Annotated in this window: 16 protein-coding genes and 1 pseudogene; 11 read left to right on the forward strand and 6 right to left on the reverse strand. The window is 68.8% G+C overall.

All coding sequences use genetic code 11. The features are described from left to right. Window positions 1-34 precede the first annotated feature (34 nt). From OYT95_RS10590 to OYT95_RS10605, 4 genes are all read left to right on the forward strand, one after another. Window positions 35-1,150, forward strand: a complete 1,116-nt coding sequence (locus tag OYT95_RS10590; protein WP_037233036.1) for a DUF4185 domain-containing protein — start codon at window positions 35-37, stop codon at window positions 1,148-1,150. A 21-nt stretch (window positions 1,151-1,171) separates the two neighbouring features. Continuing rightward, complete coding sequence (locus OYT95_RS10595) at window positions 1,172-1,795, forward strand: class I SAM-dependent methyltransferase (RefSeq protein WP_112301012.1); 624 nt, start codon at window positions 1,172-1,174, stop codon at window positions 1,793-1,795. An 82-nt stretch (window positions 1,796-1,877) separates the two neighbouring features. Next, the gene (locus OYT95_RS10600; RefSeq protein WP_268791422.1) at window positions 1,878-3,713 is read left to right on the forward strand and encodes an acyl-CoA dehydrogenase; all 1,836 of its coding nucleotides are present in this window, start codon (window positions 1,878-1,880) and stop codon (window positions 3,711-3,713) included. Between the two features lie 229 nt (window positions 3,714-3,942). Continuing rightward, window positions 3,943-4,926 carry a type IV toxin-antitoxin system AbiEi family antitoxin domain-containing protein gene (locus OYT95_RS10605; protein WP_268791423.1) on the forward strand — a complete coding sequence of 328 codons (984 nt, stop codon included), beginning with the start codon at window positions 3,943-3,945 and terminating at the stop codon, window positions 4,924-4,926. A gap of 72 nt (window positions 4,927-4,998) precedes the next feature. On the opposite strand, the gene OYT95_RS10610 is transcribed toward OYT95_RS10605, so the two are convergent. Then, on the reverse strand, window positions 4,999-7,269 hold the full coding sequence (locus tag OYT95_RS10610; protein WP_268791424.1) for a VanW family protein: 2,271 nt from the start codon (window positions 7,267-7,269) through the stop codon (window positions 4,999-5,001). A 330-nt stretch (window positions 7,270-7,599) separates the two neighbouring features. Further along, window positions 7,600-8,934 carry an acetyl-CoA C-acetyltransferase gene (locus tag OYT95_RS10615; RefSeq protein WP_112301014.1) on the reverse strand — a complete coding sequence of 445 codons (1,335 nt, stop codon included), beginning with the start codon at window positions 8,932-8,934 and terminating at the stop codon, window positions 7,600-7,602. Between the two features lie 130 nt (window positions 8,935-9,064). Here OYT95_RS10615 and OYT95_RS10620 point away from each other — a divergent pair, with 130 nt between their 5' ends. After that, the gene (locus OYT95_RS10620; RefSeq protein ID WP_112301015.1) at window positions 9,065-10,411 is read left to right on the forward strand and encodes a 3-oxoacyl-ACP reductase; all 1,347 of its coding nucleotides are present in this window, start codon (window positions 9,065-9,067) and stop codon (window positions 10,409-10,411) included. Further along, entirely contained in the window at window positions 10,411-11,274 is an 864-nt protein-coding gene (locus tag OYT95_RS10625) for a MaoC/PaaZ C-terminal domain-containing protein (RefSeq protein WP_268791425.1), read from the forward strand. Before OYT95_RS10620 ends, OYT95_RS10625 begins: the two co-directional genes overlap by 1 nt. Before the next feature lie 48 nt (window positions 11,275-11,322). On the opposite strand, the gene OYT95_RS10630 is transcribed toward OYT95_RS10625, so the two are convergent. Together OYT95_RS10630 and OYT95_RS10635 are read right to left on the reverse strand one after the other, a co-directional pair. Further along, window positions 11,323-11,922, reverse strand: a complete 600-nt coding sequence (locus OYT95_RS10630; RefSeq protein ID WP_268791426.1) for a TetR/AcrR family transcriptional regulator — start codon at window positions 11,920-11,922, stop codon at window positions 11,323-11,325. A gap of 102 nt (window positions 11,923-12,024) precedes the next feature. Further along, complete coding sequence (locus OYT95_RS10635; protein WP_112301017.1) at window positions 12,025-13,206, reverse strand: glycoside hydrolase family 3 N-terminal domain-containing protein; 1,182 nt, start codon at window positions 13,204-13,206, stop codon at window positions 12,025-12,027. Window positions 13,207-13,324: 118 nt separating this feature from the next. On the opposite strand from OYT95_RS10635, the gene OYT95_RS10640 reads away from it, so the two are divergent. The 4 genes from OYT95_RS10640 to OYT95_RS44430 all read left to right on the forward strand — a co-directional run bounded on the left by OYT95_RS10640 (window position 13,325) and on the right by OYT95_RS44430 (window position 19,574). Next, on the forward strand, window positions 13,325-13,792 hold the full coding sequence (locus tag OYT95_RS10640) for a universal stress protein (protein ID WP_005243718.1): 468 nt from the start codon (window positions 13,325-13,327) through the stop codon (window positions 13,790-13,792). A 29-nt stretch (window positions 13,793-13,821) separates the two neighbouring features. Beyond that, entirely contained in the window at window positions 13,822-14,913 is a 1,092-nt protein-coding gene (locus OYT95_RS10645; RefSeq protein WP_112301344.1) for an isochorismate synthase, read from the forward strand. A 127-nt stretch (window positions 14,914-15,040) separates the two neighbouring features. Continuing rightward, on the forward strand, window positions 15,041-15,214 hold the full coding sequence (locus OYT95_RS10650) for a DUF2613 domain-containing protein (protein WP_005258546.1): 174 nt from the start codon (window positions 15,041-15,043) through the stop codon (window positions 15,212-15,214). A gap of 46 nt (window positions 15,215-15,260) precedes the next feature. Beyond that, on the forward strand, window positions 15,261-19,574 hold the full coding sequence (locus tag OYT95_RS44430; RefSeq protein ID WP_328286543.1) for an alpha-(1->3)-arabinofuranosyltransferase: 4,314 nt from the start codon (window positions 15,261-15,263) through the stop codon (window positions 19,572-19,574). Between the two features lie 71 nt (window positions 19,575-19,645). Here OYT95_RS44430 and OYT95_RS10660 read toward each other — a convergent pair. After that, a pseudogene (locus OYT95_RS10660) lies at window positions 19,646-20,644 on the reverse strand (acyltransferase family protein); the annotation flags it as partial. 220 nt (window positions 20,645-20,864) lie between these two features. Between OYT95_RS10660 and OYT95_RS10665 the strand changes: the two are divergent. Next, window positions 20,865-22,019 (forward strand): DUF3068 domain-containing protein, encoded by a 1,155-nt coding sequence (locus tag OYT95_RS10665; RefSeq protein WP_112301019.1) that lies wholly within the window; start codon window positions 20,865-20,867, stop codon window positions 22,017-22,019. A gap of 128 nt (window positions 22,020-22,147) precedes the next feature. Here the strand turns inward: OYT95_RS10665 and OYT95_RS10670 are convergent, their stop codons facing one another. Continuing rightward, window positions 22,148-23,356 carry a polysaccharide biosynthesis protein gene (locus OYT95_RS10670; RefSeq protein WP_081792394.1) on the reverse strand — a complete coding sequence of 403 codons (1,209 nt, stop codon included), beginning with the start codon at window positions 23,354-23,356 and terminating at the stop codon, window positions 22,148-22,150. Between the last annotated feature and the right edge of the window lie 13 nt (window positions 23,357-23,369).

Here is a 23,369-nt window from a genome sequence, read left to right on the forward strand (position 1 = left end):
AGTGCCGCCTGCTGCTAGAGATGGAGTGTCCTTCGTGAAGCGAACCAGAGCTCTTGCAGCAGCGTCGCTCGTCGGCGCGGCCGTGACGTTGATCGCATTCGCCGGCCCGGCCGCCGCGAATCCCAACGCCATCAATCCGATCCCCGGACTCAACGGCACCAACGGGATTCCACACCTCACCGGACGCACCCAGGCGGTCGCACAGCAGACCGGCATGCTCAGCCCGAACCGCACCCAGGACGCCAACGTCCTCGGCACCGACCTCGGCATCATGTGGGACAACGGCCAGGGCCAGGTCCTCACGGCGTTCGGCGACTCTGCCGGGCTCGGACTGCCCAACCTGCTGTCGGGCAGCCTGTGGGCCTGGCGCAGCAGCACACTGTTCCGCAGCTCGGACGGCATCCTCGCGGACGGGATGAACTTCGACAGCTCACCCCGCGACATCTTCGGCCAGTCCAAGGAGCTCGTCCCGAGCCCGAAGATCCCGTTCGTCGAGATCAGCCGTATCCCCACCGCCGGCGTCGCCGTCGGCAACACCCAGGTCCTCAGCATGATGTCGGTGAAGAACTGGGGACCGGCAGGAACGTGGGACACCAACTACTCCGGTCTCGTCTACTCCCAGGACAACGGCGAAAACTGGACCGTCGCGCCCGAGACGCAGCGCCCGAACGTCGGCGGCAACGCCAACTTCCAGATGAGTGCGTTCGTGAAGGCCGACGGCTTCGTCTACCAATACGGCACGCCCGCAGGCCGCGGTGGACTCGTCCACATCGCGCGGGTCCCGGAACCCCAGATCATGGATCTCGGCGCGTACGAGTACTTCGACGGCGCCAAGTGGATCAAGGGCAATCCCGACGTCGCCAAGCCGATCATGCCGGGCGGGGTCGGCGAGTTGTCCGTCGCGTACAACGAGTACCTCGGCCAATACCTCATGCTGACCACCGACCAGTACAACTCCGTGGTCATGCGACGCTCACCGTCGGTCACCGGACCGTGGGGCCCACCGGAGGTGCTCGTCGACACCCGGGAGCTGCCCACCGCGTACGGCGCCTACATCCACCCGTGGTCGTCCGGGCGCGATCTCTACTTCCTCACGACGGTGCACAACAACTACAACGTGCTCCTCATGCGGACCACGCTCACTCCGTAGCCCGCGTACTAGCGTCGGGGCATGGATGCAGCTGCCTGGGACGAACGGTATTCACAGAGCGAACTGGTGTGGGGCGCGCCACCCAACGCCGTCGTGGTCGAGCGGGTCACCTCGCTCCCCCGCGGTCGCGCACTCGATCTCGCGTGCGGGGAGGGCCGCAACGCGCACTGGCTCGCCACCCGCGGCTGGGAGGTGACGGGGCTCGACTACTCGGCCGTGGCCCTCGACAAGGCCCGCCGGGTGGCCGCCGAAGCACCCCGCTCGGTCCGGGAACGGCTCGACTACCGCGTCGCCGACGTCACCGATTCGGACCTCGGCGGCGAGTACGACCTCGTGCTCATGATCTACCTCCATCTCGCCCCCGAGGAGCGTCTGCAGGTTGTGAACCGCGCCATATCTGCGCTGAAACCTGACGGAATCCTCATGATTTTGGGGCATGACGCCGTTAACTTGTCGCAAGGAGTGGGGGGTCCTCAGGACCCTGAAATCCTGTACACGCCAGATGATTTGGTGAATTCGTTCGACGGGCGGCTTGCCGTCGACGTCGCCGAACGGCGCTTCCGCGAGACGGACGCCGGAACGGCGATCGACGCGCTCGTCGTCGCGCACCGCTCGAGTCTTGGCAGTCAGGTAAATGGGGCGTAATATCGCTGATGTTACCGACGAGTAATAACTTGGGCGGTACTAACGGATAGACCGCACCATCTCACTGGGAGAGACAGAAGACATGGGCCATTACAAGAGCAACGTCCGCGACCTGGAGTTCAACCTCTTCGAGGTACTCGGTCTCGAGCAGCCGCTGAGTGAAGGCGTGTGGGGCGATCTCGACGCCGACACCGTCCGCAACATGCTCAGCGAAGTTGCCCGCCTCGCCGAGGGACCGCTGAGCGAGTCCTTCGCCGACGCCGACCGCAACCCTCCGGTCTTCGACCCCGAGAACCACACCGTCACCCTGCCGGAATCCTTCAAGAAGTCGTTCCGCGCGCTGTGGGACGCCGAGTGGTACCGCATGGGACTCTCCGAGGAGATCGGCGGCGTTCCCGTCCCCCGATCCGTCGTGTGGGCCATCGGTGAGCTGATCCTCGGCGCCCAGCCGGCCGCACACATGTACCAGGCCGGACCCGCGTTCGCGGACGTGCTGTTCCACAACGGCACCGAAGAGCAGAAGAAGTGGGCCGCCACCTGCGTCGAGCGCGGTTGGGGTGCCACCATGGTCCTCACCGAACCCGACGCCGGCTCCGACGTCGGCGCAGGCCGCACCAAGGCCATCAAGCAGGACGACGGCTCCTGGCACATCGAGGGCGTCAAGCGGTTCATCACGTCCGCCGACTCCGACGACCTGTTCGAGAACATCTTCCACCTGGTCCTGGCCCGCCCCGAGGGCGCAGGCCCCGGCACCAAGGGACTGTCGCTGTTCTTCGTCCCGAAGACGCACTTCAACTTCGAGACCAACGAACTGGGCGAGCGCAACGGCGTCTTCGTCACCAACGTCGAGCACAAGATGGGCCTGAAGGTCTCCGCCACGTGTGAGGTCACCTTCGGCGGCCACGGCATTCCCGCCCAGGGCTGGCTCGTCGGCGAGGTCCACAACGGCATCGCGCAGATGTTCGACGTCATCGAACACGCCCGGATGATGGTCGGCACCAAGGCCATCGCCACCCTGTCCACCGGCTACCTCAACGCCCTCGACTACGCGAAGGAACGCGTCCAGGGCGCAGACCTCACGCAGATGACGGACAAGGCCGCCCCGCGCGTCACCATCACCCACCACCCCGACGTCCGTCGCGCCCTCGCCATGCAGAAGGCGTACGCGGAGGGCCTGCGCGCCGTGTACCTGTACACCGCGGCGCACCAGGACGAGGCGACCGCCAAGCTGGTGTCCGGCGCCGACAAGGACCTCGCGTTCCGCGTCAACGACCTGCTGCTCCCCATCGTCAAGGGTGTCGGCTCCGAGCGGGCGTACCAGTACCTGACGGACAGCCTGCAGACCTTCGGCGGCTCCGGCTTCCTGCAGGACTACCCGATCGAGCAGTACATCCGCGACGCCAAGATCGACTCGCTGTACGAGGGCACCACCGCCATCCAGGCGCAGGACTTCTTCTTCCGCAAGATCGCCCGCGACCGCGGTGTGGCGCTCGCCCACGTCGCAGGCGAGGTCAAGAAGTTCATCGACAGCGAGGCAGGCAACGGTCGCCTCAAGGCCGAGCGCGCCCTGCTCGCCACCGCACTCGAGGACGTCCAGACCATGGCCGCCACCCTCACCGGGTACCTCATGGGTGCGCAGGAGCAGCCGTCCGAGCTGTACAAGGTCGGCCTCGGATCCGTCCGCTTCCTGATGTCCGTCGGCGACCTGCTCATCGGCTGGCAGCTCCTCCGCCAGTCCGAGATCGCGATCAAGGCCCTCGACGAGGGTGCCTCCGACAAGGACAAGGCGTTCTACGAGGGCAAGGTCGCCATCGCGTCCTTCTTCGCGAAGAACGTGCTGCCGGAGCTGACCGCCACCCGCAGCATCGTCGCCAACATCGACAACGACATCATGGAGCTCGACGAAGCAGCGTTCTGATCGGTTTCACACGGCCCGGCGGCTGGGATTCTTCCCGGCCGCCGGGCTTGTTCGTCTCCCGGCCCTCTGACCTCTGGCACTCCTTCTCAGTCGACGCACCCCTTTTCGGCCCCCACAGGCAGTGCGCGAGCCGAGAAAGAGTGCGGGAGTTGTCCACAAGACCCGGTCCATCCACAGCCGGGTCGCTCGGACCCCTTTTCTCGACGCCATCCCGGCGAGAATCGTTCCCATGAAATATGGCCCGGGGGCGATGCTGCGGCGCCAGGAGGCGTTGGACCGCGGCTACAGCGACGACGAGATCCGGCGTATGTACACGCGCGGCGACTGGCACCGCATCAGCCGCGGCGCGTACCTCTCCGCGTCGACGTACGCCGCGCTGGACGAGGAGGAACGTCATCGCTTCCTGATCGACTCGACAGTTCACGCCGCGTCGGACGACGCGGTGCTGAGTCACCAATCCGCAGCGGTCATCTACGGGCTGCCACTGTGGAAGAAGCCCCTCGACCGCGTGCACGTCACCAGAAACCGACGCGGGGGTGGCCGGATCAAGCGGCGGGTCACGGTTCACTGCGCGCCCATCGGAGAGCACGTGGCAGTGGTGGACGGGCATTCGCTGACCCTCCCGGCGCGGACCGTGATCGACCTCGCGAGAACACTGCCGTTCGAGCAGGCCGTCGTGGTGGGTGACGCGGCCGTCCGGAGGTTCGGCATCAGCCGAGAGGACCTGGACGCCGAACTCGCCCGCGCTGCGCGTCGTCACGGCGTCGATGCGGCGCGGAGGGTCGTCCGTTTCGTGAGCGGGCACAGCGAAAGTGTCGGTGAATCGCGAAGCCGGGTGAAGTTGGCGAGTGCCGGGCTCCCCGTCCCGCTCCAGCAAGGCGAGGTGTTCGAACCCGGCGGGCGCCGAATCGGACGCGTCGACTTCCACTTCGACGGCATCGTGCTCGGGGAGTTCGACGGACGCGTCAAGTACGGACGGCTGCTGAAACCCGGGCAATCCCCCGGCGACGCGGTCTTCGCCGAGAAGCAACGCGAGGATGCGCTGCGCGACCTCGGTTTCCAGGTGGTGCGGTGGACCTGGGACGACCTCGAGTCGCCGGAGCGGGTGGCGGAGCGTGTCCGTCGCGCGATCGCGCGTGCCGCGTCGCCACGAGGCTGGGTGACGCAGGCGCCGCTCCCCTCCGCCCAGCGACTTACCGTGCGGGCGCTGTAGTCGCACCCTTTCTCGGTTCGCACTCATCTTTTCGGGCTCGAAAAGCGGTGCGCGAACCGAGAACGAGTGCGGCTACTCGCCGTCGTTCGGATTCGGCTTCGGGGTCGTGGGTTTCGGGCTTTCCGCCGGGGCGGGCGGGGCCGGTGAGGCGGCGGGCGTGCGCTCGTCGGGTTTGGGTGGGGCCGCGGGTGCCTCACACTTGACGATCGGGACGGGGTCGTACCGGACGGTTCTGGTGTCCCGGGAGATTTCTTGGCCGGTGGCGTGGTCGGAGATCACCCGGGTGTCGCTGGCGGTGAATCCCGGTGCGCCGCTGGAGGCGATGCAGTGATCGCCGGCGGGCAGGGTGACCGTGTCGGGCTCCGTCGGCTTGGTCCGGTTGCCGGTGATCGACTCGACGTCGACCGACTTGGTTCCCCAGAACCGGATGGTCAGGTCCGAGGCGCCGCCGATGGCCTGGATCATCACACCCGTCTTGGCGGTGTTGCGGAACTGCAGGTCGATGGCACCTTCGAAGACGGTGGCCTCGCGCGCCTCGGGGTAACGCGAGATGTAGTACGAGTGCTCGGTGTGCGCGACGTCCTCCATGCCGGCGAAATATGCGGCGTTGTACAGCGTCGTCGCCACCTGGCTCACACCGCCGCCGACGGCGGTGTCCGGGCGACCGTTGTTGATGATGCCCGACTCCACATATCCCTGAGCCGTGCCCCGCGGGCCGGTGTACCCGTTGAGGGAGAACGTGTCGCCCGGCTTGATCAGCGCCCCGTTGATCTCACTGGCGGCGAGCCGGATGTTGGTACCCGATGCCGCCGAGAAGCCGCCGGTCGTGAACTCGCCGATCACTTCCTTCACACCGAGCGCCTGCGCGGCCTCCGTGGTGAGGGCGGGCGGGACGGGCCCGTACACTGCGGCGGTGGTGTGAGAACCGTTGCCGCGCAACAACTCGGGCAGCGTCTCCAACGTCTTGGGCCACTGCACCAGATCGCCGACGACCGCGGGGACGACCGTGGGCGATCCCCCGTCGAGCGTGATCGTCGCGTCCTTGGGCACGATCTCCGTCGAGACGAGTTGCGGCGCCAGGATGCCGGTCGCAGCCTCGATGTTGTAGGTGGGCTTCAGCCCGCCGTTGCCGTCCGGTTCGAAGCCGACGATCGCACCGATCTGCTGCCGCGCCGCGGTCGCGACCTTGCCGTCGCGACCGGTGACCACCAGATCGGCGGAGGCAGCGGGCGTCGCCACCTCGTCGAGCGCCCTCTGGACGCCTTCCTTCGTCACCGTCACGGGCACGACGTCGACGGGCAGTTCCACCGGCCGGCCGAACGCCCATTCCTCGGTCAACGCCGCCTCGGCGCCCTCACCGTTCAGGTTCTGCCCGGTCGACGGGTCCACCGGCACCGGGGTCGGGCCCTCGAACACGACGGTCCCCTCGCGGGACGCACGATCGGTCTCACCGCGAAGACCGTCGACGGCGGAGGCCAGCGCGGCCTCGTCGCGAGTCGACACCACACCGATCTCGTCGGTCGTGAAGAACGAGGTGAGCCTCGTGAACGGGTTGAGCGGCTGCGAATGGGCCCGGTCGAGCGTGGCCTCCCAGTCGACACCGAGCCCGGCGGCCGACGGAACGAGTTGCGTCGACACGTCGCCGGCCGTCACCGTCAGCGGCTGATCGACGCGTGGGCCGACCTGCGCCTGCAACGTGGCCTCCGCCTCCTCGCGGGACGAACCGCCCACGTCGACGCCGGCCACGGTCACCCCGCGCGGGACCTTCCCGGAAGACACCGCGAGGTCCGCGGCGTAGGCGATGCCGATCAGGGCGATCACACCGCCGGTGACTGCTGCGATCTTCACCCAGGGAGCACGCGACGGAGCGGTCTGTTCTGCGGACGGCTCGGCGGGCGGGGAAGGTTCCGGTGCCGGCTGCGGCGGGACCTGCGCCGCGGCGGCCGGAGCCACCACGGTCGGGTCGTCGGCCGGTGGGGTGTACGCCTGCGTCGGCCCGGGAACGGGACCCGGCGGAATCGCGGGGATCACCTGAGTGACGTCCTCGTTCGCCGGCGGCTCCACCCACAACGGCGCGTCGGGAGCCTGCTCCTCGGAGCGTTCCCCCAGGTCACCGAGGTTCAGCTGCGTTGTCGGGGCATCGTCGGCACTCGGCTGTTGCGCCGGAGCCTCGGGAACGGAAGCGTCGGGAGCCGGAGCCTCGTCGGGAGCCGGGACCTCGTCCGGTTCCGGAGCGGGCGGATCGGCCACGGTCTCGGGTTCGACACTCTCGGGCGTCGCGGAAGGGTCCGGCGTCGACCGTTCGGGTGCCTTGCTCCCCTTGTCGCCGTCTTCGTCGTTCACCGTGGCCCTCTCACCGAGTTGTCCTTCGTGCGGGCCTCAGCTTGCCGTCGGTGCTCGTTGCATTTCAAGCGCGATCCGATCCGAGCGAGGCCCGGTCGAGACCCCCACGTCAGCGTACCGGCCGCCGGAAATGCAAGAGCCCCGCGCTGCTGCCAGGTCGGGGGTCAGGCAGCAACACGGGGCTGACAGGGATATCGCCAGCTAATCTCCAGCGTTACACCTGTCGGAAAAGATTTCGGGGATCCGGCCACCCCTCGTTGCCGGATCCCCGCTCGCACTGCGCGCACGCTGGCCTTTCCGGTCTCCCAGCTACCGGAAAGGCCAGTCGGATCACGCCTCTATGATTGCCGTCACACCCTGGCCGCCGGCGGCGCAAATCGAGATCAGGCCGCGGCCCGAGCCCTTCTCCGCCAGCATCTTGGCGAGCGAGGCGACGATGCGGCCGCCGGTCGCGGCGAACGGGTGGCCCGCCGCCAGCGAGGACCCGTTGACGTTCAGCTTGCTGCGGTCGATGGACCCCAGAGCACCGTCGAGACCCAGGCGTTCCTTGCAGTACTCGTCCGATTCGAACGCCTGCAGCGTCGCCAGCACGACGGACGCGAACGCCTCGTGGATCTCGTAGTAGTCGAAATCCTGCAGGGTGAGGCCATTGCGGGCCAGCAGGCGCGGGATGGCGTACGTCGGAGCCATCAGGAGCCCGTCCGTGCCGTGGATGTAGTCGACGGCCGCGGTCTCGGAGTCGACGAGATGCGCGAGCACCGGAAGCTTGCGCTCGGCGGCCCATTCGTCGGTGGACAGCAGGACCGCGGACGCGCCGTCGGTGAGCGGGGTGGAGTTACCCGCCGTCATCGTGGCGTCGCCCGCCTTCACCCCGAAGACCGGCCTGAGCTTGGCCAGCTTCTCGGCGCTGGAGTCGGGCCGCAGGTTGTCGTCGCGGGTGAGCCCGAGGAACGGCGTCACCAGGTCGTCGAAGAATCCGCGGTCGTAGGCGGCGGCCATGTTCTGGTGGCTGGCAGCGGCCAGTTCGTCCTGGTCCTCGCGGCGGACGCCGAATTCCTTTGCCGTGATGGCGGCGTGCTCGCCCATGGACAGCCCGGTGCGGGGCTCGCCGTTGCGGGGGATCTCGATGCCGAGCATGGACGGGCGGACGTTGCCGAGGAGCTTGATGCGGTCGCCGGTGCTCTTCGCGCGGTTCAGCGACAGCAGGAACTCGCGGAGTTCGTCGTTGACGCCGATCGGCGCGTCCGACGTGGTGTCGACGCCGCCGCCGACGCCCGCGTCGATGCGGCCGGCCGCGATCGCGTCACCGACGGCGACGATCGACTGCAGTCCGGTGCCGCACGCCTGCTGCAGGTCGAACGCCGGGGTGTACGGGCTCAGGGCGCTGCCGAGGACGCATTCGCGCATCAGGTTGAAGTCGCGGCTGTGCTTGAGCACGGCGCCGCCTGCGACGAGGCCCAGCTTCTCGCCCTGGAGGTTGAAGCGGCTCACCAGTCCGTCGAGGGTGGCGGTGAACATGTCCTGGTTGGACGCCTGCGCGTACTTCCGGTCGGAGCGGGCGAACGGAATGCGGTTTCCGCCGACGATCGCGACGGGACGCTGCTGCTTTCCGCGTGGCTTCGGCGCCGCTGCGGAGTTCGAATTGGTGCGAGCTTTGCTGGTCACTGACGTCTCCAAGGATCTGGTGCGATTACCTGTTGGCTACTATTCTTACTCAGGAGTAAGTTACTTGTCGACACCGCACTTCACCCGGTGCTCGGTGACTGACCGCCAAACGACGACAGAAGGTAGGACCGTGGCAGCCAGCAAGGGAGCTCCCGACCTCTATTCCCAGTTCCTCTCATCCGCACCCGGCGCGTTCATCGCCGCGAAAGCAGGACTGCCGCGACCCGAGAACCTGCGGCGATACAAGCACGGCGAACCGCCGCTCGCCGGTCCGGTCCTGATCGGCGGCAAGGGCCGTCTCGTCGAGCCGTTGCGCGAACTGCTGTCCGACTACCCCGCTGCGGGAGCGGGTGACGACAGCTACGGCGCATTGGTGTTCGACGCCACAGGCATCGGTTCGGTCACCGAGCTCGAGCAGCTGTTCGAGTTCTTCCAGCCGGTCGTCCGCAACCTCGCGCCGTCCGCGCGGGTCGTCGTCATCGGCACCACCCCCGAAGAGACGTCCGGCGTCGACGAGCACATCGCCCAGCGCGCGCTCGAGGGCTTCACCCGCAGCGTCGGCAAGGAGGTCAAGCGCGGCGCCACGGCTCAGCTCGTCTACGTCTCGCCGAAGGCGTCCGCCGGCCTGTCGGGTCTCGAATCCACGCTGCGCTTCCTGCTGTCGGCCAAGTCCGCGTTCGTCAGCGGCCAGGTCATCCGTGTCGGCGCCGAGGATTCCGTCGCACCCGCCGACTGGGACAAGCCGCTCGACGGGAAGGTCGCCATCGTCACCGGTGCGGCCCGCGGCATCGGCGCGACCATCGCCGAGGTCCTCTCCCGCGACGGCGCGCACGTCATCTGCGCCGACATTCCGGCCGCCGGTGAGGCGCTGTCGGAGACGGCCAACAAGGTCGGTGGCACGTCCCTCGCCCTGGACGTGACCGCGGACGACGCGGCCGACAAGCTCGCCGAGTTCGTCCTCGAACGGCACGGCGGCGCGGACATCATCGTCCACAACGCAGGCATCACCCGCGACAAGACCCTCGCCAACATGGACGAGGGCCGCTGGAACATGGTGATCGGCGTCAACCTTCTTGCGCCGCAGCGCATCACCGATGTCCTCGTCGCGAAGGGCGCCCTGAAGGAAGGCGGCCGCGTCATCGACGTCTCCTCCATCGCCGGCATCGCGGGCAACCGGGGCCAGACCAACTACGGCACCTCCAAGGCCGGTGTCATCGGGCTCGTGCAGGCCTCCGCACCGGTGCTCGCGACGAAGAAGATCACGATCAACGCCGTCGCACCGGGCTTCATCGAGACGGCGATGACCGCGGCGATCCCCTTCGCCACCCGCGAGGCCGGACGTCGCATGAGCTCCCTGCTGCAGGGCGGCGAGACCGTCGACGTCGCCGAGACCGTCGCCTACTTCGCGAGCCCCGCGTCCAACGCCGTCACCGGGCAGATCGTCCGTGTCTGCGGCCAGAGCCTGCTGGGCGCCTGATGTCCGGGAAGGTCGTGCAACTCACGGAGAAGCCGGGCACGCTCGACATCTACACCCGTGCCGTGCGCAGCGCGCTGCCGGTCATCGGCGCGAGCGGGCACAGCGCCCCGGACACGACGCTGGTCCTGAACGGGGTGCGGGTGGACCCCGACAACCTGGCGGCGTACGACCGGGTGACCGGGCTGCGGTTCGGCGACCACCTGCCGCTCACGTACCCGTTCACGCTGGTGTTCCCGGTCGTGATGAAGCTGATGGTGTCCGACGGTTTCCCCTTCCCCGCCATCGGTTCCGTGCACGCGGAGAACGTCATCGAGCAGTTCCGTCCCATCTCGGTGATCGAGCCCCTGGACGTGTCGGTGCACGCGGAGAATCTGCGCGAGCACCGCAAGGGACTCCTGATCGACGTGATCAGCGAGATCAGGGTCGGACGCGAATTGGTGTGGAAGCAGACGTCGACATTCCTGCGTCAGCAGAAGACGTCGCTGTCCGGTCAGCCGGGCCCCGAGCCCAAGGCCGAGGAGGAGCCGCCGCGTCCGCTGCGGACACTGCGGGTCAATCAGAAGACGATCGGCAAGTACGCCGCGGTCTCCGGTGACCGGAACCCGATTCACGTGTCGACGTTGGGCGCCAAGGCTTTCGGATTCCCCAGGACCATTGCGCACGGCATGTGGAGTGCGGCCGCCGTCCTCGGGACGGTCGAGGGCCGGATCCCGGACGCCGTCACGTACAGCGTGCGCTTCGGCAAGCCGATCCTGCTGCCGTCCACGCTGAACGTGTACGCCGATCAGACCGGCGACGGCTGGGATCTGTCGATCAAGCACCCGAAGAAGGGGTACCCGCACCTCACCGCGACGCTGCGCTGACGGGGACGAACGGGACGTTCGTTCGATCTGATCGAACGAACGTCCCGTTCACTCCGGCTTCTTCTTACCCGCGAGACCGCGCCACGCCAGGGATTCCAGCAGATCGGCGGCGGCGTCGACCTCGATCTCGCCGCCGGCGACGCGGTCGGCCACGGCCTCACCCGCACCGACCAGGGCGATGGCGATCAGTTCGAAATCCTGCCCCGGCTCCGGATCCTTGGTGCTGGACTCGAGCAGGTGCGCGGTCAGCTCGACCAGCCGGTCGCGGCTCGATTGCACCGACCCCACGAACGCCTGCTGCCCCATCGCCTGGCGATACAGCACCATCCACGACTTGCGGTGCTTGCCCACGAACCCGAGAAACCCCTCGAGGGCCCGGCGCAGCTGTTCGCGCGGGCTCAGCCCCGGGTCGCCCGCCGGAGCGAGCGCCTCGACGAAGCGCAGACCTTCCCGCTGGATGCATGCCGCGAACAGTTCGTCCTTGGAGCCGTAGTACAGGTACAGCATCGGCTTGGAGATTTCCGCCTTGGCCGCGATCGCGTCCATGGACGTCTCGTGAAAACCTCTGTCGGAGAAGACGTCGACAGCAGCGTCGAGCATCTGCTGCTCGCGCACTGCGCGCGGCAGTCGCTTGGTGCCGCCGGCCATTCGTCCTCCATCATCGTCGAACCCGCTATCTTACTCTACGGTAATAAAGCGGGCCCGACCGGCGGACGAGAAGAATACCAGCACGCTGTCGCGGACCGCGCACTAGCAGGCCAGCACGCCCTTGGCTCGTGCGACGGTCAGCACCGCCTCGTCGACACGCTGCTGCGGCAGCTTGCCCGAGGCCACAACGCTTTCGAGGTGATCGAGGACCCGCGGGACGTCGTCGGTGGTGAGCCACAGGGCGACGTCGACACCGGATTCCAGCGCGGTCTCGACGGCGACCGTGATGTCGTAGCGGTCGGTGATCGCCTGCATGCCGCTGAGGTCGTCGGTGAAGATCGGGCCGGTGAACGGCGGAGCGCCGTATCCGGTGCCGCCGCGCAGCAGCGCCACGGCGTCGGGGCTGATGCTGGCGGGGATCCCGGGTGCGGTCAGACCCGGCACCTCGAGGTGGCCGAGCATGACGCCGACACCGGTGGACACCAGGTTCCGGAACGGGACGAGGTCCTTCGTCTGCAACTGCTCGAGCGGCGGGGTGGTGACGGCCCCGGTGTGCGAGTCGCCGGACGCCGATCCGTGGCCGGGGAAGTGCTTGATGACGGGCAGGATTCCCGCGTCCCGCATCCCGCGCGCGTAGGCGTCGGCGTAGCGGGTGACGACGGCGGGATCGTCGGAGTAGGAGCGGTCGCCGATGACGCTGTCGTCGGGCTGGCTGCTCACGTCCACGTCGGGGGCGAAGTTCACGGTGACACCGAGGTCCTTCAGTCCGCGACCGCGCTCGAGCGCCATCTGATACGTCTGCTCCTCCGTCATCGTGGCCGCGGTCTGCCGGGCGGACGGATCGGCTCCGAGCAGGTTCTCGACACGCGACACGCGCCCACCCTCCTCGTCGATCGTCACCATCAGGGGCAGCGACGACGCCGACGCCACCTGGGGAATCTCACGGTTCGCGAGCATGGCCTCGTCGGTCCAGCTCCCGACGAAGATGCCGCCGATCTGCTCGTCGCGGACCACCTGAGCCGCATCCGCGGTGCCGGTCACTCCCACGTTCAGCAGCTGAGCGAGCTTGCGCCGCAACGGCAACGACTGCAGGAACTCCGTCTCGCACGACGCCGGTGCGGCCGCGGGCGCTGCGGTGCCGGTGTGCGACGCCGGCTCGACCGAGGACGGCGACGGCGTCGCTGTCGCCGACGACGATTCCGCGACCGTCTCGCCACCACCCGACGAACACCCGGCGACGAGGCCGGTACAGGCAGCGAGCGCGAGTGCATACTTGATCCGCATGGGTTCGACGGTAGCCCAGTTCGCCACCGGCGCCCCCGTGGCAGGCCCCGAATCGGCGACCGCTGCCGCCCGTCTTGGTAATCTGGACACAGAGGAAACCCGTACTCAGGAGGTCGTAGTGCCCGGTGGTTTGATGTTGATCGCCTACGACGGATCCGACAACGCCAAGCGTGCGGTGGAGTGCGCAGGTCGTTTCCTCGCCTCCAATCGCGCTGTGCTGGTGACGGTGTGGGAGCCGATGGTCCGTCAGGCCGCGCGGATGTCGGGCCTGTCCGGTGTGATGCAACCCGAGTGGGTGCCCGACGAGGAGACCGAGGACGTCGCATTCTCCGACGCCAAGGTCACCAACGAAGAGGGCGTCCAACTCGCCGAGGCCGCTGGGCTCGCCACCGAGGGTCGCTGCATCGAGTGCACCAGCACGATCTGGACGGCCATCGTGGAGACGTCCGACGAACTCGCGGTCGACATCATCGTCACCGGAACCCGCGGCACCACCGGTCTGCGGTCGTTGCTGCAGAGCAGCGTCGCCGACCACGTGTTGCGCCACAGCCACCGCCCGGTGCTGATCGTGCCTCCCGGGAAGTAGTCCGGACGCCCGACTACTGTCGGGTGACCATGGACGGCTTCCTTCTCTCCCGCGCCGACCGGACGCTGCGTACGTCCGGTGTGCGGCACGGGTACGACACCGCGTCAGCCGCTGTCACGGCCCTCGCGAACGGTGGCACCGAACTGATCGTCGGAGCGCTGCCGTTCGATCCCGAACGTCCCGCCGCGCTGACCGCCCCGGAGTCGTGGGAGTTCACGGACGGCCCGTGGCGGCCCGGCAGCGTTCCCGACCTCCCGTCCGTACACCTCACGCGGGAAATCCCCGACCCCGCCGAGCACGTGGCCCGGGTGCGGTCCCTCGTCGACCGGCTGCGCGAGGGAACGCTCGGCAAGGTGGTGGCCGCCCGCAGCGTCACCCTCCGCGCGGACAATCCCATCTCGGCAGAAGCATTGGCCGCGAGAATGATTCACCAGAATCCCACCGCCAACGGGTTCGCCGTCGACCTCTCCGCGGCCGGCGAGAGCTTCCGCGGACGCAGCCTCGTCGGCGCCAGCCCCGAAGTGCTGCTCAGCCGACGCGGGCGACGCGTCACCTGCCGTCCCCTCGCCGGAACAGCCCCGCGTCGCGCCGATCCGGAGGCCGACGAGAAGGAAGGTCGCGGCCTCCTGGAGTCGACGAAGAACCTGGCCGAGCACGCGTTCGTCACGGCCTGGATCAGGGAGGTCCTGGCGCCGCTCTGCACCGAGCTGACCGTCCCGGATTCCCCGGTCCTGACCAGCACGCACGAGGTGTGGCATCTCGCGACCCCCATCGAAGGAGTGCTGCGCGACCCGTCGACCAGTGCTTTGAGCCTGGCCGCCCTGTTGCACCCGACCCCCGCCGTGTGCGGCACCCCCACCGACCTCGCCCTCGCGACCATCCGGGACGTCGAGGAGGATCGGCGGTTCTACGGCGGCGCCGTCGGATGGTGCGACGGGGACGGCGACGGCGACTGGGTGGTGGCCATCCGCTGCGCCGAGATCGCCGCGGACGGACTCGAGGCACTGGCGACGGCGGGCGGGGGCATCGTCGCCGAGTCCGACCCGGAGTCCGAACTCGACGAGACGACCACCAAACTGCGCACGCTACTCCGGGCGCTCGGGGTGCAGCAAAGCCCGTGAACTGCAGAAACAGTGGCCCGCGAGCACCAATCAGCAGTTCGGCGGCCCGCGGGTGATACCTTGACCCGAGCAATTCGTACGCGGGAGTAGCCGTGTGCGTCGATGGCACGACGGTGGGAGATGTCTGATGGGGAAGTTCCTTGTGCCCGGTGTGGTCAGCGCCGTGGTCGGTGTCGCTCTCGGCACCGTGGCGACGCTCGGCATCACCGCAGCCGCACAGGACAACACGCGTCCCGAGATCGACCGCAGCGGCAACGCGGATTCCTCGCTCCTGAACCAGGTTGAGTACGGCAGCCGCTGAGAGCGCCGGCTCAACAAGTTCCCGCACTTCCCCCGAGTCGGCGGCCATGTCGTCCATGGCGCCCTCGGCGGAGCCTCTGTCACGGCGGTGGCTGTTCGGCGCCTCTGTCGTAGCGTTTCTTCTCGCGTTCCTCCAAACCCCCGGCCGGCTCGCCGCTGACACCAAGTACGACCTGTCCCAGAATCCGATCGGATTCCTGGAACGGGCCGCGCATCAGTGGAGCAGCCAGGCCCCCATGGGCCAGGTGCAGAACCAGGCCTACGGTTACTTCTTCCCGCACGGCGCGTTCTTCGCGCTCGGCGACGTCCTGAGCGTCCCGCCATGGATCACCCAAAGGGTCTGGTGGGCCCTGCTCCTCGTCGCCGGTTTCTGGGGCGTCGTCCGTCTCGCCGAAGCACTCGGCGTCGGCAGCCGCTCGTCCCGGATCATCGCCGGTGTCGCGTTCGCGTTCTCCCCCCGTGTCCTCACCACCCTGGGTTCGATCTCGTCGGAAACCCTCCCGATGATGCTGGCGCCGTGGGTCCTTCTGCCCGTGGTCGTCGCCCTCTCCCACGTGAGTGGCAAGGCGTCCCGGGACACACGGTGGCACTCACCTGCACGGTTGGCGGCCCAGTCGGCGCTGGCCGTCGCGTTGATGGGTGCGGTCAACGCCGTCGCGACCGTAGCCGCGTGCCTCGTCGCAGGCCTGTGGTGGATCGCGCACCGGCCGAACCGTCGGTGGTGGGTGTTCACCGCGTGGTGGTTCCCGTTCCTGACGCTGGCCACGTTGTGGTGGATCGTGCCGTTGCTGCTGCTCGGCAAGGTGAGCCCGCCGTTCCTCGACTACATCGAATCGTCCGGGGTGACCACGCAATGGACGTCCCTCGCCGAGATCCTCCGCGGCACCGACAGCTGGACGCCGTTCGTCTCCCCCGAGCGCATCGCAGGCGCGGTCCTCGTCACCCAGCCCGCCGCGGTTGCGGCGACCGGCCTGATCGCCGCCGCCGGTCTCGCCGGACTGTGCATGCGGTCGATGCCGGCCCGCGGGCGCCTCACTCTGATCCTGTTCGTCGGCGTCGCCGGACTCGCGGCCGGGTACATCGGGGAATTGGGCTCCCCGTTCGCCGAGCAGGTGCGACTGTTCCTCGACTCCACCGGGGCACCCCTCCGGAACGTGCACAAACTCGAGCCGCTCGTTCGACTGCCCCTCGTGCTCGGGCTGGCGCACCTGCTGGCGAAGGTGCCGCTGCCCGGTTCCGTGCCGGTCGCCCGGTGGCGCAGCGCGTTCGCGCACCCCGAGCGCGAACCGATGGTCGCGGTGACCAGCCTGGTGCTGGTCGCCCTCACCCTGGCGACGTCGCTGGCGTGGACGGGCAAGCTGGCACCGCGGGGCACGTACTCCGAGGTCCCCGACTACTGGCAGCAGGCCGCCTCGTGGCTGCAGGACAACGCCGGGGGCGCCAGCCCCGACGGTTCCGACGCGGAGCGAGCGCTCGTGGTGCCCGGCGCACCGTTCGGCAGCCAGCTCTGGGGTCTGACCCGCGACGAGCCGATGCAGGCGCTGGCGTCCACGCCGTGGGCGTCCCGCGACGCCGTCCCGCTGACACCGCCCGGCACGATCCGGGCCATGGACTCGATCCAGCGGCTCATCACGGACGGCCGCCCCTCGGACGGCATGGCGCAGACCCTGCTCGGGCAGGGCATCCACTATCTCGTGCTCCGCAACGACCTCGACCCCGAGACGTCGCGGTCGACGCGCCCGCTGCTCGCGCACCAGGCGGTCACCGGCTCGCCCGGATTCACGCAGGTCGCGGAGTTCGGCGAGGACATCGGTCCCGGAGACGTCGAGGGCCTGGTGATCGACAGCGACCTGCGGCCCCGGTACCCGGCGATCGAGATCTTCGAGGTGTCGATGCCGGACGGTTCGCCGACGACGAGCGGGCCGTACACCGCGACCCTCGACGGCATCCCCCGGGTGCAGGGCGGGCCGGAATCGCTGCAACGCCTGCGGGAGAACGGCGCCCTGCCCGGAGCCGGACCGGTGTTGCTGGCCGCGGACGCGAAGCGCGCCGGACTGCCGGTCGACGACGTCACCGTCACGGACACGCCCCGGAACCGGGAAACCGACTACGGCCAGGTCGACAATCACAGTTCGGCGCTGCGCACCCCGGACGACGCGCGCCGCACGTTCAACCTCGTCCCCGACTATCCGGTGGCGGACACCCCGCTGGTGGAGGGGCGGTGGGAGGGCGCGACGCTGAGCGTGTCGAGTGCGGCCTCCGACGCCACGCAACTCGGCGGCACCTCCCCCGCCAGCAGCGCCGCCGCGACCGTCGACGGCGACCCGGCGACGGGCTGGTTCAGCAACGGCATCGAGCGGGCGCTGGGCCAGTGGCTCCAGATCGACTTCGACACCCCGCTCACCAGCTCACTGCTGCACATCACGACGAGCCCGGCCGCGATCGGCGCCCCCGTCCGCTGGATGGAGGTGTCGACGCCCAACGGCAGCACCGCCGTGAAGGTGGACGCCCCGGGCAAACCGATCGCCGTGTCCGTACCCGGCGGCGTCACCCCGTGGGTGCGGATCACCGCTACTCGAACCGAGAACGGTTCCGCGGGAACACAGTTCGGCATCAGCGAGGTGTCGGTCGAGGACTTCTCCCAGCGTGACGCCCCGGTCACCGTGCCGATCCGGTACCGCACGGTGTTGCCTCCCACCCCCGAGGGCGCATCCGTCTCGGGCTGGGATCTCAGCCAGGAACTCCCCGGCCGCAACTCGTGCGCCGAGTCCCCGGACCGGGTGCGGTGCAGCAACGCCTTCATCCTGCCGCCCGAGGAGGTCGGCACGTTCGAGCGAACGTTGTCGGTGCCCGAACCCACCGCGGTCACGCCGCAACTCGTGCTGCGGGCACGGCACGGCGCACCACTGGAAGAGCTTCTCACGCAAAGGGATCGGCCGTCCGCCCACGGGACCAGCAACATCACCGACCTTCGCGGGTCGGCGTTCGCCGCCACCGACAACGATCCGCGCACCAGTTGGTCGGCGAAGCAGGACACCACCGGCGGCAAGGGCGCGAAACCGACCCTCACGATCGACCTTCCCGAACCCACGCTGGTCACCGGCCTGCAACTGACACCCAGCCTGGGTGCCGTGCCCGCCGCCCCCGACCGCGTCGCCGTCGACCTCGGGAACGGACCGCAGGTGCGCGACGTCGACGAGGACGACGGGACCGTCACGGTCGAACCCCGGGTGACCGACCGGATCGTACTCAGCCTCGTGTCCTGGAAGAGCACCCTCGATCAGAACGCGCTGGGATTCGCGCAACTGCAGCCCGCGGGCCTCGCCGAGGTCGGGGTGCTGGGCGAGGACGGTGTCCTGCTGCCCGGGTCGGGTCCGGCCGAAGACGCCGGCGCCCGCGACGTGACGGTGCCCTGCGAGGAGGGACCGGTCGTGTCGATCGGCGGGCAGCCGGTGCGCACGAGCGTCACGGCAACCGTCGGGCAAGTACTCTCCGGTGGCCCGGTTCCCGCGACCCTCTGCGACACGGCCGGCCCCGTTCCGCTGGGAGCCGGATCCCAGGACGTGACCGTCGACCCGGGGTCGGCGTTCTTCGTCGACAGTCTCCGCCTCGACGCCGGACCGCAGGCCCAGGCCGTTCCGACGGAGCAGGTGTCGACCACCGCGTGGACGGAGAACCATCGGGAACTCACGGTGCCGCGCTCGGACACGGAGCGGGTCGTCGTCGTCCCCGAGAGCACCAACGTCGGCTGGGTGGCCACGGCACCGGACGGCAGCGAGCTGACTCCGATCGTCGTGGACGGCTGGCAGCAGGGGTGGATCCTGCCCGCGGGAACCGAGGGGACGGTGACCCTCGACTTCCCCACCGACCACTGGTACCGCCTGGGGATCTTCGGCGGTCTGCTGCTGCTGATTCCGCTGATCGCCGCCGCATTGTGGCCGCGCCGCGGACGCGAGCGCGATCCCGGCCCGGCACCCCGGACCTGGGGCAGCGCGACGGTCGGGTGGCTGGGAATCCTCGCTGCCGCCACCGTGATCGGCGGTCCCGTCGGCGCGGCGACGACGGTCGTGGTGACGCTGCTGGCAGTGACCCTCGTCCGGCTACGCGGAACCGCCACCGCCGCGCGCGTGCTGGTGGGTGTCGCCGGAGCGGCGACGATGCTCGGCATGGCGATGCTCTCCACCGGCCCGTGGCGCGCGCCCGGCGGGTACGTGGGGCACTCGTTCCTCGTTCAGTTCCCGCTGCTGCTGGCGCTCGTCGCCACCGGGCTGGCCGTGCTGCCACTCGGACGGTCGGCGCTCCTGGCGCGCGCCTCCCAGCACTTGACGGCGCGACGAGCGGGTTCCTCCACCAACGCGTAGCTGGCCGACGCGACCGCGACGCTCATCACCGTCGTCAGGAAGAGGATGTAGACGAAGTGGCCGGTGAACGGAACGAGCCCGAACACCGGAAAGACGATCGACAGCACCGCGAGGTGCCAGATGAAGATGCCGTACGACCAGCGGCCCACGGCGAGAGCGAGCGGACTCGCGAGGTAGCGGTGGGTGGACGTGTCGGACAGCACCAGCGGGGCCATCAGCGCGAAGCTGATGACGGCGCCGAGCGCCATCTTGACGGCGTACTGCCACGGTTCGGGACGCACCAGCCCCTCCGGGCCGGCGAGGTCGGTCGCGGTGAGCGTGAATGCCACTGCGGCGACGAGAAACATCCGGACGCGATGATGCGCCCAGCGGTGCATCCGGCCGGGCGGACTCACCGCCAGTTCGGCGAGCAACATCCCGGCTCCGAACCAGGGCAGGTACCCGGGCAGCCAGTTGTCGTGATGAATGCCACCCGGCGTCGACACCGGGACGAATGCCCACGTCAGACTCACCGCGATCAACGCGAGAATCGCCGGAACCCGCAGCCGCGCAGCCGGACCCCGCAACCGGACCAGCGCGAACGCCAGCAACGGAAGCACCAGGTAGAAGGCCACCTCCACGGACAGGCTCCACATCTGGGTCAGACCGTCGGTGAGCGTGAGGGGCACGAACACCTGCACGAGACCGAGATTCGCCCACCACGTGCGGTAACTCGCGTTCGCGGTGGGCAGGAACGTCAACACCACCGCCACGGCGACCCAGTACGCGGGCAGGATGCGCGTCGCCCGCGAGATCCAGTACCGGACGATTCCCTGGGCGGGGCCCATCCCCCGCGCCGCCCCGGCATGGCTGCGCCACAACAGGAATCCGGACAGCGCGAAGAAGACCGCCACCGCCAGATCGAATCGTCCCCAGATGCGCCCGAGAATGGGCACGTGCGTCGCACCGGTCTGGAACGCGACGTGCGTCACGAGCACCCCCAGCGCCGCGAGACCGCGCATTCCCTCGAGTGCGGGAATGAAACTGCGCGGCGGTGCGGTCGTGCTCGTGGTGGTGGCCGAGGTGCTCATCACCAACAGTGTGCCTGGTCCGGGGGCTGTGACGGAAAACTCCGTTCGAGTCACTTCGCTGGCGAACGGCCGATGCGTTTACTATCCGATGGGGCAAATGCGCATTCGAGACTGTTAGTGTTTTGCCTCACGTGGTGTCGATGTGGGCTCCATGCGATCCGTGCAGCCGTGCTGCCGGTGGGGGAATCTCAATCGACAGAATTGGGTTAGGAGAGAAAGCATGGCGGAGCGCTCAGGGCCGAGCCGGATACTTGCTTGCATTCTGGTGGGCCTCGGTGCCTTCCTCTTGGCCGTCGCTATTCTCATTCCCACCTACACGGTGGGCAAATTGGAGAAGACGCCCTTGGACCTCGAAGTGACCACGATCGCCGAAGGTTCCGGCAGCGTGCTCAACTCGCAGGCTCTTCTCGCAGGCAAGGCCGAAGTCAACACGAACGTTCCACTGGTGTCACAGCGCTACGTCACCACCGAAGACCCCGCGGACGCGGACGTCGTCACTCTCCAGGCGGGGCAGACGCTGCGGCGCACCGACAAGCAGGGCGACACCGGACTGCTGTCCGCGATCGTCGACCGCAACACCGTCGACCGCAAGACGTCGATGCCGACCAACGATCCGGTGGGCACCATCCAGACGCAGCCCAACCAGCCTGCCGAGGAAGTTTCGCGCGACGGACTGCAGTACAAGTTCCCGTTCAACTCGGAGAAGCAGAGCTACCCCTACTTCGACCTGAACGCGCGCGCCACCCAGGACATCAACTTCGTCGAGGAGACGGAGATCAACGGCCTGAAGGTGTACCACTACAACCAGACGATCGACCCGGTCGACCTGTCGAAGGTGGTCAGCTCGCCCACCAACAAGCTGACGCTGCCCGCCGAGGCGTGGGGCGTCCCCGGCGGCACCCTCCCCGTCACGATGACACGCTGGTACACCAACGTGCGCGACCTGTGGGTCGAGCCCGAGACCGGTGTCGTCGTCAAGGGCCAGGAGCAGCTGCACCAGTACTACGCCCGCAACAAGGACAAGCCGGAGATCGACGTCCTGAAGGTGGAACTGCCCTTCAACGAGCAGACCATCGAATACCAGGTCCAGCAGGCCAAGGACGGCATGGACAAGATCAGCACGTTCGGTCGCACCGTGCCGATCATCGCCGGCATCCTCGGTGTCATCGCGCTGATCGCAGGTCTCGTCCTGGGTCTGCGCGGAGGCAAGGGCAGGCAGCCCGCGCACACCGCCGGCGACGACTACCCGCCGAGCGACGGTGGCCGGCACGTCGACCTGGACAAGTCGGAGGCTCCCACCGAGCAGCACGACTGGACCACGGACAAGACGGAAGAGATTCCCGTGCAAGATCCGCGCCGGTACGACGAGCGATAGAGCAGTACAGCCGGACGCCACGTAGTCCGGCCCGAAGGGGACCTCGGTAGTGCACACCGAGGTCCCCTTCGTCGATTCCGGGGGTGGACTGTGCGGTGTCACAGGCGGCTCGTCGGACCGAACGGATGTCACATCGGGCGCGGGGCATCACGCCGCGCGCTGCGCACGGCGAGGACGCTGACGACCAGCGCGGTGCTCGACGCGACCGTCACGGCGACGGCGATGAACTGCCCGATCGTGGAGGCGAGGGTCAGCATCGCGGTCATCTCGACGGCGAAGCCGATCCAGGCGATCACAGCGAGGTGCGTCCGCTCCCCCGCGATGGCGGACAGCAGGGCGCCCTGCAGGACGGCCAGGCAGGCACCGTGGAGCGCGAACAGCCACAGCAGCGACTGGACGGGCTGATACGCGTCGCCGACGAGGAGCGGGACGAGCGGGGCGGCCACCGCGACGCCTGCCACGAGGACCGCACCGAGTCCGACGAGGACGGCGAGCGCCGACCGGATCGCCTGCGCGGAGTGCGCGGGATTCGCCATCCGCGGATAGAGCACCACCCCGACGGCCTGCGGTAGCCAGAACGCGGCCTTGGTGGCGACAGCGCCCAGCGCGTACAGGCCGGCGTCGTCGTTGCTGAGCACGATCCGGGCGATCACCAGGTCCATCGACGACAACGCGATCAGCGCCAACTGCACCTGCGACGCCTTCAGCACAGCCGCGACGCCGATCCGGGTGCTCGACTCCCCGGTGATCCCGGAATCGGCGAACAGGCGCGCACACAGGGCCACCAGCCCGGTGCCGACCGCGCTGGCGGCGAGGGCGAGCCCAGGCCCGGCGCCGACGGCCAGCACCACGACCGCGGGAACGACCTTCGCGACACCGGCTGCCGCGAGGACGACGCTGAGCGGGCCGAACCGTGCCGCGCCCTGCAGCAGTCCCTGTTCGGTGGCGAGCAGGACCAGGACGGGCGCCGTGATCAGCGCCGAGAACGTGGCGAGCACGCCGGTGTCGAGGGCCCAGGACACGAGGGGTGCGAGCAGCATCGCCGCGACCGCGACGATCACCGCGCAGCGGTACCCCAGCACCCGGACCGCGTGGGCGCCCTTGCCCCGGACCACCTCGCGGGCGACGACGGTCTGCAGTGCGAGAGCGGGGACGGCGAGGACGAGTTGGGCCGCCAGGAGACTCGCGAACTCCCCGTAGCCCGCCGGACCGAGCCAGCGGCTCGCCGGCAGATGCAGCAGGTAGGACGCGATGTTCGCGATCATCGAGCCCGCCGTCACCATCGTCACCCCGGCGACCGCCGAGCTGGTGAGGGTCGGGCGTGGCATGCGCCCCATGATGCACTACGTG

Source organism: Rhodococcus sp. JS3073 (genome assembly GCF_026810085.1).
GTDB classification, from domain to species: domain Bacteria; phylum Actinomycetota; class Actinomycetes; order Mycobacteriales; family Mycobacteriaceae; genus Rhodococcus_F; species Rhodococcus_F wratislaviensis.